Source organism: Bradyrhizobium sp. WSM2793 (genome assembly GCF_000379585.1).
GTDB lineage: Bacteria > Pseudomonadota > Alphaproteobacteria > Rhizobiales > Xanthobacteraceae > Bradyrhizobium.
In genome coordinates this window covers 33,687-48,498 of record NZ_KB902785.1, presented here as the reverse complement: position 1 = coordinate 48,498, position 14,812 = coordinate 33,687, and the positions used below count along the sequence as shown (strand labels likewise).

The following is a 14,812-nucleotide window of genomic DNA, read 5'->3' as shown; positions in this document are numbered from 1 at the left end:
GCACCCGTTAAAAGAGAAGCCCACCTTCGGCGCCGTGAGCGATCGGAAGGCAGCTCGAACTCGGGCGTTTAGGATCTTTTGGGCTTCTTCACGCATTTAAGGACACGGTCGTGAAGCGACGCATCCGATGAATAACACAGCTTGCCCAAAAGCCTGGATCTACGGCCGCTGGCGAGGGAGACACACGGACGTGACGAGCGCGCCGCGCGTTCAGAAGCAGGTCGCCTTCGTGTAAGCTCCGCCCAACCGTCGGCCGCCAAGGTTTCGCTGACGAGCTTGGCTTCGCGGCTTTGCGAGATCAAGCTTTGCATTGAAATCCTTGTCAGTACGACCAAACCGAAGCGCAGGTATTCTAGGAAGTCGCTTTTGCCGGAGCTCGCCCGCCGATGATGGCATTGAAGCCGTCGTTGAAGCCGATTGTCACGGCTGTTCGAACATAAGCGGCACACTCGCGTGTGGTGACAAAGGCCATGAGGTCATGGCTTTGCGGCGCGCGGTTATCCGGGCACACTGGCACTCCATCCTCCTATGATCGCCGACGAGCTGCGCCGGCAAGCCGACGTGTTCGCCGATCTTACGGAGCTCCGAGCTAGGATTAGTCGCAATCCGTCGGAACGCCCCCCGCGCCTCGTGAGCGCGAGTCACGCTATCGCCCGCTGCAGGTACCAGAGCGTGACACCATCGCAGGACTAAGGGAAACGATAGCGTGCTCGAGGACTGAGCTGCGAAGCGAAAACCCCTGGTGTGTGATCCAGACGCTAGTATGACTGGGTCGCCGGCGCACGTGCTCATTCCTGCGAGCTGTGCTCTGGAGACGAGTGCAACGAATAAGCCGGGCATTTGCGCCGGGCTGATCGCTAATATAGTTCGGTTCTCAGCAACGGACGAATTAGACAGGAGTCAGTCACGTCCAGTCGGTTCGTGATTCTGACATTGCATGCTTGCCCACGACCTTCAAGTGAAACGTCATGGGCAGACTTAACCCATCAATGCAGTGACAGCGAGCGGAGCAAGAAACGATGTCACGAGCGAATTCAGGCTCATGCCGAGGCCTGAAAACACGCCGGCGATCTCGTCAACCTGGAAGGCTCGGGCCGTGCCGATGCCGTGGGCAGCGATACCTGCAGCGAAGCCGCGCGCAGGCGCTTGCCGGCTTCGATCCACTCGTTGGCATATTTGTGACCCGACAGAGTGATGTTCACAACGACGGCTTCGTGCCTGCCGATCTCGCCTACCGGCCTGATGCCGGCGCCACGGCTGTTGTAGGTTCGCGTGTAGATCGACAAGGTGAATGGACTGTACGCAGCTCCCTCGTCTGGAACGCTCTTCCGGATCGGCAACCTGCGTCCGGCTCTGGGGGGCTGTTCAGATCAGTTGGATTTCCCAAGTTGCCTTCCTTCAAGCAGCTCTCGAAGACGATCGATGCGAGCGATCCGGAAGGCATGGGGCGGCTTTATCATCAACGTTGGGCTCCTTGCGCGAAGTTCGACGATGAAGACGATGCGAGCGCACGACGAGGTTTTGTCAGCGGGATTGACGCCCATTGTACCCATAGATCGACTGCGAGACCTCGCGATAGGCCTAACGCGCTCGGTCAACTGCCCCGGGGACAAAAGAGGCGACGCACGCAACGCTAACCCCAGATGGTTGCTTCGCACTAGCTGCTGCCGCCGCGGAAATCAACTGCGAACCGCCATCGCCGGCGCGCATGCGGAGATCCATCTAAAAAGGCGATCAAGCGTGGAATTTGTGCGTGAGTGCACGGCTGGCCGCATTAATCGATACTGAAATGCCGCTACGGTCGGACCAACGCTCTAAAATCCGATGTGACGCGGAGTTCCTTCGACAAGGAGATCGAAATGTCAACTGACGGCAGTCTCGTGCTGAATAGGGGCGAAGAGGCCTCCCTACTTGAGTATCTGGCAAACTGCCACATGACTATTGCAACGCGCGAAGATGTGAACCCGCAGGGCAACAGATGGGAGGAGAAGGTCATTTGGACAGGCGGGGATGCCTTCAGGATCGAAGTGCGTTCGGATAACTGCGAGGTTTATTTCGACGATGAACTGACTCTGCAAGAACTATTGGAGTACATGCGCAAGACCGCGGCCCCGCCGTTCGTGTGGAAGATCTTGCTTTGACCTATCTTGCCACTGCCAGTCGATACGGCTCTTCAGTATTTTCTTGCCCGAAGGATGTTTATCGAGGCCTCATCGGATCTGTTCAAGGCAATTTCCCGTATCAACATCGAAATGACCTACAGCCGAGCGCTGTTCTTGATCCGCTGCTTGCTGCTCGCGTCTTGCTTTTGAGCACCTGAAGGTAGTCTCGGTCAGCATTGATGCCGCACGCGAGGATGCCGATTGCGCCTGATGAAGACGCTGCCCAGCATTAATGCGCGACGGCCCCCGTAAAAAACAACCGTCAGCCATCGAAAGCGCTTTCCTTCTCTCGACTAAACTCGGGCCCTACCTCGGAGCGTCGCCGCTCCAAGATCAACTGCAGCTTTTAAGCGAGCTCTCTCCAGCCGTTTTCTGAGCGCTGCAAGCCGGCTGGGCAGTGTCGTCATTTTCTCAACGCCAAGCTCACCAAATACAAAATGATCGAGTTCCTCCTGCTGTGTAGCGACGTTCGCGAGACGCTTACAAGCCTTGTCCGTTAGCGACATCTGGACAACCCGAGCATCCGTGACACAGGGTCTGCGACGCATTAATCCGGCTTTCTCGAGCGCCTTCGAATGTGTCGTGATGAATGACGGGTCGACTTTCATCAATTTTGCGACCGCGCTGACCGGCACACCGCTGTCCCTGTCTAAGTCCGTCACGGCCATCAAGATCGCCAATTGTGGCCCGGTAATGCCGAGTGCCTTGGCCCGGACTTGAAGAAAATCGTCCAGACAGACGTTGAGCGCTCTTACCTCCAACGTTAAGCGCCGCAGGAGTTCCTGTATCTCAGCAGAGCCATTTCCAACTTTGATTGCTTGCTTGGGCAATTGCGGCGCCACCGAATATCAGGACCTCTATCCTTGAAGCTTGAGCGCGCTGACAAGGTTCAAGAGCGGGGAAATTCTGTTGGGCCGACCTGCTTAAGCATTCTCCCACTTACAAGTTTACACCATCGAGGCAATGAAATCCGTCAAAAGTCTCGCGATTATTGCTGGATTTCTGCAGGACCGACGTGCTGCAGGCGCGGTTGGCCGCAAATGAAGCGCGCGGAAAGCCGCGAATCGCCGAAGTTGAGCTCATTCCATCCGCAGGTTTTCTGCCGAGACGTTGTCCTGAGCTGCCCATCCTAATGTCGAAACTGATCCTTGCTCCCTTAGCAAGAGCGGAGTAGCCGGCTTTCTCGACTGCTCTTATGTGTATGAAAACGTCGGCTCCGCCATCATCAGGTTTGACAAAGCCATAGCCCTTCGTTGCGTTGAACCACTTTACAATACCAGTTGGCACTGAACTATCTCCGTTCATAACGACCGCGATCTATCTATTCTGCGAGGGATCAAGAACTTTATTGAAGCGTCTGAAGCATCGCTCGAGCTTAAGTGGGTGTATGGACTTTCTATTGTTGCCGAGGGCAGCGCGCGGCTCCTCGGCAAGCTGCCCAGAGAGCGTCGATACCCTACGCCATTCTAGTCCGCTTGTTGGTGGAGGCGCAGATTTGATTGCAATGTGCGATCAGCCGCGCCTCTTGGTGGAGCTGCTCTCGGACTTGCTTTGAAGATGCCACGTCTCCTGTGATCGGTGATATGAATTGATGTGAGGCGAGATGCTTTGTGCTGTTCGGCAAGAAAAGACCCCTTCGACTATTCCCGCGCCTCTCGCCATGTCATTTTCCGGCTTCGAGAGCGAGGAAGCAGCACGCGCATTTTGCTCGGTGAGCTTTGCGGCTCGTACGTAATGTTCGGCACGACGGTGCCGGAAACCTTGATCAATCGAGCCATGCATCGGCAAGATGAGTCTTCGCGCATTCAGGAAACGACTGGCGGTGTGTGGCAAACGCTATGGAGCGTCCGCCTTTCGCTGCTCGCCGTCATCTTGCTGATCGGGTCGGTGCAGATCGCCAGCTATGCCTGGAACCGGTCTGCCCAACATGGCCAACACGGTCTTCAAGGAGCATAAGGCCACTGTTGACCATGAACAGCACGTAGGCTGCGGAGCTGCTCTACGCCAATGCCGAAGAGCTCCCCGCGGTAATCAATATCAGCGTTGCTCGTGCCGTACCCAGAAAGCTGGCTATTCGACGCCGCAGAGCGTGACGAATGTTTCTGACAATGGCATGCTTGTCAGCGGGCGACTTCGAGGGGGCTGCATTGATGTGGTGGGTCAGCGATCGAGCATGGAACGCGGCGATAGGTTATTTTGCAGCTGTTGTGTTCTCTGGCGTCGTAGGTTTTGCGCTCGGCGCTACCTTCTCGACGGGGTGCCCTCTCGACCCCCAAAGCGCGCCATTCGGCTGCGCGCAATTTCTCCTCTCCAGGTATCAGACAATGATTGCTGCCGCCATCGCAGCCATTGCCGTGTTTCCGGTCTTGCGACAGGTGCGTTTGCAAGGAATGCAGACGGATATTCTGAAGAGCGATGCACTCCGCAATCGCATCTCCACGCTGGGCAGAATGCGAGATGATCTTGCAGGTCAGATCGGGACCGTGCGACAGCAGTTACAGTACTACCCAGACCACATCAATAGCTTGAGCTTTTGGGCGCACGAAGCGGCTGGACAAGTTGATCGCTTCCTAGATTTCGTTTCTAACCAAAGGACGCTACGCCTTGATGGGAGGCACGTGTTGCAGCGGCAAGGGCTGATCTCATCGACAAGCTGAACTCGATCTCACGTGATCTTTGGGTAATGAACTGGGATGTGTATCTGAATGGTGAAGACGAGCCCAGCGAAGAGCAGGCAGCGAAGCTGCAGGCGGAGGCAACAGCCGCAGAGGCCGACTTGGAAAGCATAATCGGAGCGACGCTCCGAAGCGTCGTTGCGCTAGACGCAGCGATCTTCGAGGACATCAGCCATGCTCGAACGAAGCTACATTCTCTCAGCGAGAGCCTCGTTGCTTACGATGCGTAGACCACCGCGGATAATTGGCAAAAAAATGTGAAGCCCTGATTGGAATGCGTTTGCAGCGCTCGTTCCTCCGTGCCCCCTATGGGCGCTGGAGTTCGTGCAGCCCGTGCTTTGTGAACGCATCAAGCAATCTCCGGGGTACTGATGAACTGGATGAACGCTCTACCGAGAGCGGTAGACTTCTGGCTCTTAATTGAACCGCCGGCCATCATGAGGCGCAGCCGTCCTTCGGGCAGATCAATCCATCGAAGAGGCCCTTTCGTGCACTCCATCCGAACAGAGCTGACATCAAGGACAACGCGGCGATGCCAAGACCCGCCGAGAAGCCGGCCCAACGTATTCAGTGGTGATTGGCTCTTCGTGCTGCCAGCGCAGATTTCCGCTTCCGGGATCACTGCCTCGGCCCTATGCCCCGCTCACAATTGGCGCCGGCCGTGATCCGCCGCTATTTGGTCGATCGCTCACAACGATCGCCACGTATCTGCCTCCCTGCGACAACCGGTCGAGCCGCAACGCTTGCGCTGCTCTGAGTGACACTTCAAAGGCGAGGAGAGCGCTCCAGCTGCGTGATCCAGTCAACCTCACGCGACGTGACGTTATCAGCCCATCGCCGAGCCTTGCCCGGGGGTCCGGGCGCGGTCACTCGCATGGCTCTGCATCGACAAATCCAACCAGAGCGTGGCCGCTCAAACAATGGCAGCGGCCGGGCGAGCGATCACCTTGCCGAAAACAGCCCTTTCCCTGTGGTCTGTGCCACGTGCGCATACTGTCAGAATACAAGCGTGCTCATGTCTGAAACCCGCCTGCGACGGTCTTCGAAAGCCACATTGCGTAAAAAAGAGGCGAGAGTGCCCCTTCTATAGTGCTGGCCCAAATCCTGCACCGGCTCTTGGGCAGGAAGTTTGGCGCCGGCAACAAGATGGGAGTCGAGTTTGGGCCTCGATCCGTCAATCGACAATGCGCTTGCCGCACCGGAGGTCGTTTATCTGTACCACGCTGGGAGAACGGAAGACGTTCCTGCTTGCCACGGCCTGGCGCGGCATCGGCCGTCCCACCGGAAAACTGCTTTCAGAAGAGGGCCGGCGTATCTTCCCTTGCACGCGGCACCCCTTCGGTGGCGGGCGATGTCGGTGGGATTCGGAGACAAACAACCATGTCCACGTAAATCTAGGCATTCGTCGAACGGTGCCGCGCACCACCGCCAAGGTCGCGGAACGGCTTGCTGGCGCACCGCTACACCTATTGAGTCACAATGCCGGCATTTCGCCATAGACACCGGACCATACGTTGATGGCGTCATTCGAAAGCTGGATGAGGCGGCTCCATCTCAAACTGCCTGGCCTGACCTTCCTCGCGCAAGACCTCTTTCCCGAGTTCAAGGCGGTAGTGATCGTCGACATGACTCGATCAGAAACCTAGCCGCGCGCAACCGTTTCCCTGCACCGCCATTGCCTCCCGCGTCAAGGCTGACGGTCCCTGCTCACCCTGAAGCGAGGCGTCAATACATGATCGATGAACTGGATCTGCGAACCTTCACGCCACATCCGCAACGCGACGCTGTGCTCGGCGAAGTGCACGCGCGCCCCTTCACGCGCCTTGTATCGCCCTTCAGCGTGATCCACTTCGCTTTTCTTGCACAGGGCGAGGCGGCCACAACCGATCGCTGCCGTTTTATCGATTTTTGCCTCGATCGAAATCTTACGCCGCCTAAGCAATCGGCGAAACTTCATCAGATTGTCATCGGGCCCGCTACGCTACGCTGGGAGCAGCATTCGGAATTTACAACATTCACCTGGATCTGGACTAACGGAAATTGTTCTGCCGCAGACCGTTTTGACAAAGTCGATGACACCGTCCGATCGCTGATCCGCGCGTTACGTCAGACCGGACAGTTGCTGGTCGCGATCAGGCTAGAAGTGGAGCGGGACGCCTCGCCGACCAGGCGGGCCGAACAGATTTTTGACAAGAACAGCCTGGCCATGGTTGCCACAAAGAGCGGCGCAGCCGTTGCCGCTTCAGACTTCCGCGTAGACGAAAAAGGCTTCACGAAAATCCTCGTCTGCGACCTCGGGTTGACGTCGCACGATCTCGGAGCGTTGGTGCAACGGCTCCTGGAAATCGAGACCTACCGTCCATTGGCGCTGCTTGGCCTGTCGGCGGCCCTTGAGCTTGCACCATCTGTTGATCGCATCGACCGCCGTCTTGTTGAGGCGCTCGAGAAAATGCAAAGCGGTGAGGGGCTGCAGTTCAACAACCGTCTGCTTGCCGAGCTGACGGCTCTGGCCGCATCCTTCGAAAGAGGCGCGACCGGCAGTCTGTTTCGATTCGGCGCCAGCAGGGCCTATAACGAGCTGGTCCAATCGCGACTATCCATCATTGAAGGCAACGATGTCTCGGGCTATCCCACCTGGTCGTCGTTTCTGGCACGCCGCATGGCGCCGGCGATGCGAACCTGCGCAACTGTGGAGGATCGCCAGGCGACTCTGTCGGTCAAGCTCGCGCGCGCCGCCGATCTGTTGCGAACCCGGGTCGACGTCGAAATCGAACGACAGAATCGTGACCTGTTGCAGGCTATCAACGAGCGCGCGAGACAGCAACTTCGGCTGCAGTGCACGGTCGAAGGATTGTCGGTCGGGGCGATAGGATATTATGTGGTCAGCCTGTTTAGCTATCTTGCCAAGGGCGCGCATGATGTCGGACTGCGAGTAGAGCCCTCCTTCCTGACCGCAGCCTTCGTGCCGATCGCGGTCGGCGTGATCTGGCTGGTGAGTTACAATGTCCGAAAGCGACACCTCAAGCACGACGACGCGCGCTCGGTTACTTGCGACTAAAGCTCCTTGAGGGAACCGGTGCGTCCGTCCTGCGCAGCTCGCATGGTTGGGGTGCGACGCTGCCGCAAGATCGCGGCCGGCTCCTGCGCAAGGTAATGGCCCGCCCGGACCAGCCGGGCGAGGCATTGTGGATCGGGTCAGTCGCCTTTGCGACGGCTGGGACGGGACCAGATCAGGCTGAAGCCCTCACCTTCCTCGTCGGCGAAGAGGTTGGCGAAGATCGGAGCGGTGAAGCTCGGATGGTCGAGCTTCAGACCCAGATAATCGCGGTCCTCGTTGGAGCGCTTGGACCAGACGGGCCCGATCTCCACACGGCCGACATAGACCCGGTGGCTCGGTGCGTTGTCGCCGGAGCGGTTGGTTTCGGGGACAATCCGGACGTTCCTGGCCTGGAGCGAGAGGGTGACGATTTCGTCGGTGAGCTTGTTGCTGCCGGTCTTCTTGTAGGTGCCGATGGTCGCCATGGTAGTTCGCTCTACTTGAAAACCAGAGTCTGCAAGCCGGTGTTGTTTAGGTTGGATGAGCGGCTATCAACACGCGGTACAAGTTATGATGAGCAAGCGTCTAAAGTCTCGGCGCGAAGGCGCGACCAAACCGATGCCGCTGCAATTCCTTGATGATCTGACGCAGTCGCTCTCCCACCACTCGGCAAGCAGCATCGCTTTGCGCGTCTCGGGATCGTCAGGCAGGGCGTCGCTAAATTCAGAGTATATTCGCGGCCATCTGGCGACGCGGCCGAAGCGCCTGATTCACTTCGCCGCAGTGCCGCCAACAACTATCCCGCTTGCGTTGGCGCCGGCGTCTCTCGTCCCTCGCGGAGACGCTGTCAGTCGAGACCTTCGAGCAATGCCGACAATAGCGCCGCCGACAGGCGCATCACGCCATCCTCGATCTTCGGCCAGCGGAAGATCCCATCCTCGAGCCGCTTGATAACAGACACGGGCCCGTTCCGTCCCAGAACACTTGATCCGATCCGCCCGCTTGGCCTGAAAACATCTGTGGACGCCCCGCGAGATGCAAGCGGTTTTTGAGAGAGTTCGGCACGTGGTCGGATGCTGCCATCTGTCCGGCCTCTGATGCAGCGATGGAGCTGCGGGCCCGTATGGGAGTTCGCGGACCGGAACCAAATCATAAATGCGTGCTCCAGGCACAATGAGTTCATCTGGTTCTTCCGGCCCCGTCTCGCCGACTGTTGCGCCATACCCTCCTTCGACCGACTACACCTCTGAGGACCTGGGCAGCGATCAAATGGACGCCAGGCAGACGTGGTGCGTTGTGAAAGCCGCCCAGGTCTTCGAGGTGGCGTGAGATGCGGTCGAGAGACTTCGAATCGATCACATCGAACTTCCGGCTCCTGGCATTCGGCATCAGGCGCTGAGAGCTTGAAATCGCTGCTCACTAAGCGTAGCCCGCGACAAGCTCATTGAGAGCAACAATACCGGGCTCGCAAAGGCTCGCATCATATCGAGAGTTTCCGAGATCGGGCGATGAATGTGCTGGCCTGCGGCTATTGCATGGATGCCGGTGCGCGCATTGCAGTGAGCCGCGAAATTCAAGTCGATCTTCGTGTCGTTTGACACGGTGACTCGCCGGCTGGCGGACTTTGGTTCGCCGCCCCGTATCGCATTGGTGCTTTCCGGCGAAACGATACGCAATTAGGACGGAAAACGGCACGCTTTCTATGCAATCCTTCACGTCGATCCCTCCGGGATCAAGCGGCTGCGAGGTCCGGCTGGGTTAGCCTCCGTTGCCGGGCCTCGCTTCCGGCCGCGGGCACCATCAAGATCGCAGGCGAAGCCTGCGCAGAAGCCTCGCCGACCAGGGCACGTGAAGAGCTCTTCGCATTGCAGCCAGTCCGCGAGCTTCGATCTGCAGCCGCCGTTTACGCTTTCCTGAGCTCTGTTGGCGTATCCAATAGCCACTGCATAGCAACGAAGCCGGCCGGGATCCAGAGCATACCGATGGCAGTGGCCGCGGTCGCGACTACTGCCAAGATTTTCCAATGCAGGCCGTCGCCGAGCAGGGTGAAGATAAGCGGTGCTGCCAGGATCAAAACCGCGACAATCACGGCAATCCCGACCATGACGTACAAATGCATAATGAAACTGGATGCTCTGCAAGAGTTCCCTAAGCTCATCGGCGATTTCTGTCCGCCGGTCGGCAAGTCTGGCAAGTCAATCGGTGACACGGAATTTCTTCGCATTCTCCGCGGCAACAGCCAAGGCACGAGAGAGTTTGAGCGCCTGATCCGCCGAGACCTGAAAGTGAACGCCTACAACGCTCGCAATAACCGCGGTGATCTCGTCGTCGGCCTGCTCAACTATGATCGCTGCCGACTCGTTGAGTTCGATCTCATCGATCCGGGCCGAAAACATCTCGTTCATTCGCCATTGCTGCGCTCTCTTGCTGTGATCACCGATGAAAGCCCACCATGTAGCGGATTGCGATGAATGTTCCGACGATCACGGCGGCCGTGATCGCGATTGAAAACGCTACTCGCGCCAAGAACTGGCCAGGGCTAAGTCCGTCCCATGAACTCATTTTCTTGCTTTGCGTTGCAACTCGGGTTTTGCACCTTAGCCCTGGAAGTCCTTCAGTCAGATGCACGCGTTGATCCAGTCCCAGACCTTTTGGGACAACCAGCCTTGATGCTGACCATTCACCAGTTTCGTGACCATCAGCCTGTCGTTGTTATCCATGTATCGCCGGATGTCAGAATCCAGCGTTTCGGCTGTGGAGGCGGACTGGATGAACCATACCGAGTCGAGACCCTCATCTTTAATATGTGGGCAGCGCGACATGTGATCGACGAGATTCTGTCGCGCCTCCGCATAGTTCGGCTTGTATTTGTTTAGATCCCAAGTGACCAAATAGACGCCCATTACTGATTTCCTTAAAGTAAAAGGGTAGAGCGCCCTACCACAGGTGCGCCGCGAGTCGCCGGCGGAATCCAAACTACACACGCCTAAAATCATCGCGCGTGTTGATGCACGCGCCGGAATTGAGCGGCATTGAGGTTTTCGGCTAGCAGCGCGTTCCGGCAGCGTCGTCGCCACACGGTTGGTTCAGCGCAAATCAGTACCAAGCCATCGTGGCCTGGCCGCTCAAAGCCAGAATGGCTCGGTAATCCTACTAGCAGGATCCCAGTTTGACCGGGAGTCGTACAGGCGGGTGGGCGCCGCACGCAATGATCTGATGTGCAATTGGTTGCGCCTGCGGTGGCCCCTTACAGCAGGGTAAGAAGGGGCTCACCGCAGTGCGACCGTCGCCTTTGAAGCCGTGATCGAGGTCTACCGCGAACCCAGTCACGCTCGCCTGGGAATCCAAGTCTTCGAGCCAGTCCGCATTTCATTCAGAGGTCGAGCGGCTGCGGAAACCGAATAGATTTTTTAATTGCGGAATACAAGCGTGTCGGTCTGCCGAAGTCGGGCAGCGTCATGTTCGTCAACAAGTGCACGCGCATTTCCGAGACCCTCGGCAGGCTTGGCCGCGGCAAAATTGGGTCGCGGAACTACGCTCTGCGGCCAAAAGCGGTGATCAACTTTTGGTAGATCGTCCATTGCATTGATTCTGTAGGCCGCTATGCGATGTTCCCAAGGAAAAACACAGTGGCGCGGGGGCGACATTCTGCGGGGCAATCAGCGATTTATCCTTTTTTGATCTTGCGATGGCGCCTCATCCTTCAAACGAGCAAAGCTCACAGTGCTAAAGTCGATACCGCCAGGGCGGATGCCGGCGAAGCCTTGTTCGTGAAGTCTGCAGAGGTAACACTTCGTCAGGCTCTGCCGGACGTCTCCGACACTCTGAGCGACGAACTGATCTCGAAGATCAAAGACTTCGTTGGATAGAAAACCATGTGGCAGATCCTCGTCCCTTTGCAGTATCTGATGATAGCTCACCCCGAGAAGTGGAAGTTCGACTTCGGCTTATCGATTGTTCTCGCGGCGATCTTCGCTCTGCCTCTCGTCTCATCCGAATTCGTGAAGGATGCTCTGGGCCCGCTGGGCTGAGCAACTTCCTTGGCGTGTTAACAGGGTTTTTCATCGCTGCACTTGCCGCGGTCGCGACTTTCGGCAAGCAGGAGATGGATGACCCTATGCCCGGGGAACCACCTGTTCGGCTCGAGCACAAGGTCAACACGGAAACGTATTTCGAGAACCTGAGCCGCCGGCGCTTTCTGTCGTTCCTTTTCGGCTACATGGCCTTCCTAACGCTCGCGCTCTACATCGTTGGCTACGTTTTCTCGTTACCGACAAATATTGGTTGGCTGAGGCCGCGCCGAATTGGCGGCCGACCATCTTCCGGCTTTTCTGGTGCGCTTACGTGGTTCGCCTTGGCGAACCTGCTATCGAACACCCTTCTCGGTCTTTTCTACCTGACGGATCGGATTCATCGGCTTAATCGCGTCGCCCGATGGGGCGTTCTGACGATAGCTCCGAGGGCTGAATGGGGCGGTGCCGACTAGGGAACGGATGCGACTTCCTTCATGAGCCGCGCGAAGCTGTCTTCGAGATAGTGGCCGTACTGAGCGCAAAGATGCCGCGGCATCGCCACTCCACCGATCCGGCCACCGCAATCGCGAAGACTCTCGAATACGAAGGGAAATCGCGACGAAATTTGCCGTCGCAGTTCGTCGTGGGCCTCCAGCACGTTTGATTTCACTACTGCGTCCGGAGAACTCAGTGATGGCCTCGCGGAGCTCGCTTATGCGGACAATCGCGTGACGTGGATGCTGTCGTGACTGCTTATCGCAGACTGTGAACAACGTGTGCCATGCGGATTTTCCGCATGGGACGGTGGCGATTTTCCCGTATGTTGATTGTCAACGTCCGCAAGAGGAAGGGGGCGCGGTCCCCCGCAAAGCGCACCGCCCCAACCGACCCTCTACGGATCGTTCGCTTTGGAAGCCGCCGCACCCTAACGGGTCGGGGGCGACCATAGGCAGAGCCGCGCGGACCGCTGCCTAGCCAACACTCGTCGACCGGGGCGCTGCGAGCGAACGGCGCCAACTCATCAACACCTTTTCCCTTCTGGTGGAGGGCAGCTGTTTTTAGTGGCGGCTGGCCGATCGGGTGCCCATGGAGGCCGCGATTCGTACGCCGCTATCGCGTGGGGGCTGAGGCGGCCGACCGATAGAGTCCCGGCCGGGCCCGATGAACGGGCGCGCCAAGTGCAATCAAGAAAATATTAACCGTTTAACCCGATGTTTTGTAACGATATATCGCCATGTTCTTGATTTGTTCTTATAACGTGATACGCTCTCCTGACGCTTTGGCCCCCGAAAAGCGTTGGCTCTTCAAAGTAGGGGACTTCGATTCTGCGGATTCGACGCCGCGGCAGAGCCTAGCTAGGGTTGGACGATGAACCTTCTCGCACGAATGAATGATGGGCCGGCCGTACGGTCAATCTCGCCGCGCAGGGAGTTGGGTGCGTACGAAGCGCTGTGGCTCGAGAAGGGGGCTACGTTCAAAACGATCGCAGATAAATTCGCGTCAGATCCGACTGCCGTGCCCTCCGACTTCGTCTCAGGGATGGTGGCCGACGCTCGCGCATCCGAAGTTTTAGCCGCGCTCAAGAGGGCAGGCGTGTCTAGGTTCGGCACTCGGCTGAATCTCACCGGCAACTATCCTGCGAAGCTCCGAGATGCGAGGCATCCGGTCGAGATGCTCTATTTTCAAGGCGCTTGGGAGCTCGTTGAGACCCGATGTGTTGCCGTTGTGGGCAGCCGCAATCCAAGTGAAGACGGGAAGTTGCGTGCGGGAAAGTTGTCACGTGCGTTGGTTGAGCGCGGCTTCACCGTCGTCTCGGGACTCGCGACCGGTATCGACACAGCAGCTCATACGGCCGCGCTTGAGGCGAAGGGCCATACGGTCGCTGTGATCGGCACACCGATCGGGACCTATTACCCGAAGGAAAATCAGGCGCTCCAGCGCAGGATCGCGGAGGACAATCTGCTTATTTCTCAGGTGCCAGTTCTCCGGTACGCCAGCCAGCACGTCCCCCAGAACAAGTTGTTTTTCCCTGAGCGCAATGTCACCATGAGCGCTCTCACCGAGGGAACGATCATCGTCGAGGCCAGCGACACAAGCGGGACGCTCACGCAAGCCCGCGCCGCCCTTCAGCAGGGCCGCAAGCTGTTCATTCTCGATTCTTGCTTCAAGCGGGACGACATCACCTGGCCGGCGAACTTCGAGAAGCGGGGCGCGATCCGTGTTCGCGACCTCGGCGATATCTGGGGTGCGTTGGGTAATGGCACTCCTCCTTCAGCAAATTGACGAGACCAACCGCCGGGACCACTGGTACCTCGATGAGGGTGACGATTGTCATTTCCTCTACGAATACACGGCCGGTAAGGGTTGGCAGGGTGGCGACACCAATCAGCTGATTCACAATCTTCAGAAGAAGCGTAACGATGGTGGCTACCACTACAAAGCTCCGGCCGTTGCCAGATGCGCTCGCGACCTGTCTGCGGTCTTGAACGCCGAATGGTTAGCCAAGGCCACGATCGTTCCGATACCGCCATCGAAGGTGAAGACCGATCCTGCCTACGATGATCGGATGGTGCAGGTTTGCAGAGGAATCCGTGCGCCGGCGCCGCCAGACGTCCGGGAACTAATTGAGCAGATCGCCTCTACCGACACGTTCAAGGGCGGCAACCGGAAGGCACCGGCCGAACTCAAGCAGAACTACAGGATCGCGGAAAACCACCTGCAAAACCTGCGTGGTATTGTCGGCATCTTCGACGACGTTCTCACGACAGGCTCCCATTTCAAGGCCATCAAGGAGATGATTTTGGAGCGCGCGCCACAGACGCGCGTGATCGGTCTTTTCGTCGCCAGGCGCGCGATTCCAACTCCGTTTGGCGAGGTTTCGATCGATGAGTTGCTGAAATAGAGATCTTCGCCGGGGGGCGTGGC

Annotated in this window: 14 protein-coding genes and 4 pseudogenes; 9 read left to right on the top strand and 9 right to left on the bottom strand. The window is 57.9% G+C overall.

What is annotated here, in order from left to right:
* Window positions 1-236: 236 nt before the first annotated feature.
* Window positions 237-424: pseudogene (locus tag A3AS_RS50075) on the bottom strand (hypothetical protein); the annotation flags it as partial.
* An 83-nt stretch (window positions 425-507) separates the two neighbouring features.
* Here A3AS_RS50075 and A3AS_RS49095 point away from each other — a divergent pair.
* A pseudogene (locus A3AS_RS49095) lies at window positions 508-767 on the top strand (hypothetical protein); the annotation flags it as partial.
* A 211-nt stretch (window positions 768-978) separates the two neighbouring features.
* Here the strand turns inward: A3AS_RS49095 and A3AS_RS45270 are convergent.
* Window positions 979-1,140: pseudogene (locus tag A3AS_RS45270) on the bottom strand (LrgB family protein); the annotation flags it as partial.
* Window positions 1,141-1,859: 719 nt separating this feature from the next.
* On the opposite strand from A3AS_RS45270, the gene A3AS_RS0119950 reads away from it, so the two are divergent.
* Entirely contained in the window at window positions 1,860-2,141 is a 282-nt protein-coding gene (locus tag A3AS_RS0119950) for a hypothetical protein (protein WP_157644323.1), read from the top strand.
* A gap of 314 nt (window positions 2,142-2,455) precedes the next feature.
* Here A3AS_RS0119950 and A3AS_RS0119940 read toward each other — a convergent pair whose 3' ends face one another.
* Together A3AS_RS0119940 and A3AS_RS49090 are read right to left on the bottom strand one after the other, a co-directional pair.
* The gene (locus tag A3AS_RS0119940; RefSeq protein WP_018319331.1) at window positions 2,456-2,992 is read right to left on the bottom strand and encodes a MarR family winged helix-turn-helix transcriptional regulator; all 537 of its coding nucleotides are present in this window, start codon (window positions 2,990-2,992) and stop codon (window positions 2,456-2,458) included.
* Between the two features lie 249 nt (window positions 2,993-3,241).
* Window positions 3,242-3,449: pseudogene (locus A3AS_RS49090) on the bottom strand (cold-shock protein).
* Between the two features lie 447 nt (window positions 3,450-3,896).
* Here A3AS_RS49090 and A3AS_RS0119935 point away from each other — a divergent pair.
* The 3 genes from A3AS_RS0119935 (at window position 3,897) to A3AS_RS0119910 (ending at window position 7,895) form a co-directional block, all read left to right on the top strand.
* Window positions 3,897-4,118, top strand: coding sequence for a hypothetical protein (locus A3AS_RS0119935; RefSeq protein WP_018319329.1), 222 nt, complete (start codon window positions 3,897-3,899; stop codon window positions 4,116-4,118).
* A 140-nt stretch (window positions 4,119-4,258) separates the two neighbouring features.
* Window positions 4,259-4,819: a hypothetical protein gene (locus tag A3AS_RS0119930; RefSeq protein ID WP_018319328.1), complete on the top strand. Its 561-nt coding sequence runs from the start codon at window positions 4,259-4,261 to the stop codon at window positions 4,817-4,819.
* A 1,750-nt stretch (window positions 4,820-6,569) separates the two neighbouring features.
* Window positions 6,570-7,895 carry a DUF3422 family protein gene (locus tag A3AS_RS0119910; RefSeq protein WP_018319324.1) on the top strand — a complete coding sequence of 442 codons (1,326 nt, stop codon included), beginning with the start codon at window positions 6,570-6,572 and terminating at the stop codon, window positions 7,893-7,895.
* Between the two features lie 137 nt (window positions 7,896-8,032).
* On the opposite strand, the gene A3AS_RS0119905 is transcribed toward A3AS_RS0119910, so the two are convergent.
* The 5 genes from A3AS_RS0119905 to A3AS_RS0119880 form a co-directional block, all read right to left on the bottom strand.
* Window positions 8,033-8,359: a DUF736 domain-containing protein gene (locus A3AS_RS0119905; RefSeq protein WP_018319323.1), complete on the bottom strand. Its 327-nt coding sequence runs from the start codon at window positions 8,357-8,359 to the stop codon at window positions 8,033-8,035.
* A 362-nt stretch (window positions 8,360-8,721) separates the two neighbouring features.
* The gene (tnpB, locus tag A3AS_RS47420) at window positions 8,722-8,835 is read right to left on the bottom strand and encodes an IS66 family insertion sequence element accessory protein TnpB (RefSeq protein WP_157644322.1); all 114 of its coding nucleotides are present in this window, start codon (window positions 8,833-8,835) and stop codon (window positions 8,722-8,724) included.
* Between the two features lie 942 nt (window positions 8,836-9,777).
* On the bottom strand, window positions 9,778-10,083 hold the full coding sequence (locus tag A3AS_RS0119890) for a hypothetical protein (RefSeq protein ID WP_157644321.1): 306 nt from the start codon (window positions 10,081-10,083) through the stop codon (window positions 9,778-9,780).
* Window positions 10,070-10,279, bottom strand: a complete 210-nt coding sequence (locus A3AS_RS0119885) for a hypothetical protein (RefSeq protein ID WP_018319320.1) — start codon at window positions 10,277-10,279, stop codon at window positions 10,070-10,072. Before A3AS_RS0119885 ends, A3AS_RS0119890 begins: the two co-directional genes overlap by 14 nt.
* Window positions 10,280-10,492: 213 nt before the next feature.
* Entirely contained in the window at window positions 10,493-10,777 is a 285-nt protein-coding gene (locus tag A3AS_RS0119880; RefSeq protein WP_018319319.1) for a hypothetical protein, read from the bottom strand.
* Window positions 10,778-11,749: 972 nt separating this feature from the next.
* Here A3AS_RS0119880 and A3AS_RS47415 point away from each other — a divergent pair.
* The 4 genes from A3AS_RS47415 to A3AS_RS45260 all read left to right on the top strand — a co-directional run bounded on the left by A3AS_RS47415 (window position 11,750) and on the right by A3AS_RS45260 (window position 14,789).
* On the top strand, window positions 11,750-11,905 hold the full coding sequence (locus A3AS_RS47415) for a hypothetical protein (RefSeq protein ID WP_018319317.1): 156 nt from the start codon (window positions 11,750-11,752) through the stop codon (window positions 11,903-11,905).
* Between the two features lie 14 nt (window positions 11,906-11,919).
* Entirely contained in the window at window positions 11,920-12,360 is a 441-nt protein-coding gene (locus A3AS_RS0119865) for a hypothetical protein (protein ID WP_018319316.1), read from the top strand.
* An 895-nt stretch (window positions 12,361-13,255) separates the two neighbouring features.
* Entirely contained in the window at window positions 13,256-14,170 is a 915-nt protein-coding gene (locus A3AS_RS0119855) for a DNA-processing protein DprA (protein WP_018319315.1), read from the top strand.
* A complete protein-coding gene (locus A3AS_RS45260) occupies window positions 14,145-14,789 on the top strand; it encodes a hypothetical protein (RefSeq protein ID WP_018319314.1) in 645 nt (214 codons plus the stop codon). Before A3AS_RS0119855 ends, A3AS_RS45260 begins: the two co-directional genes overlap by 26 nt.
* Window positions 14,790-14,812 lie beyond the last annotated feature (23 nt).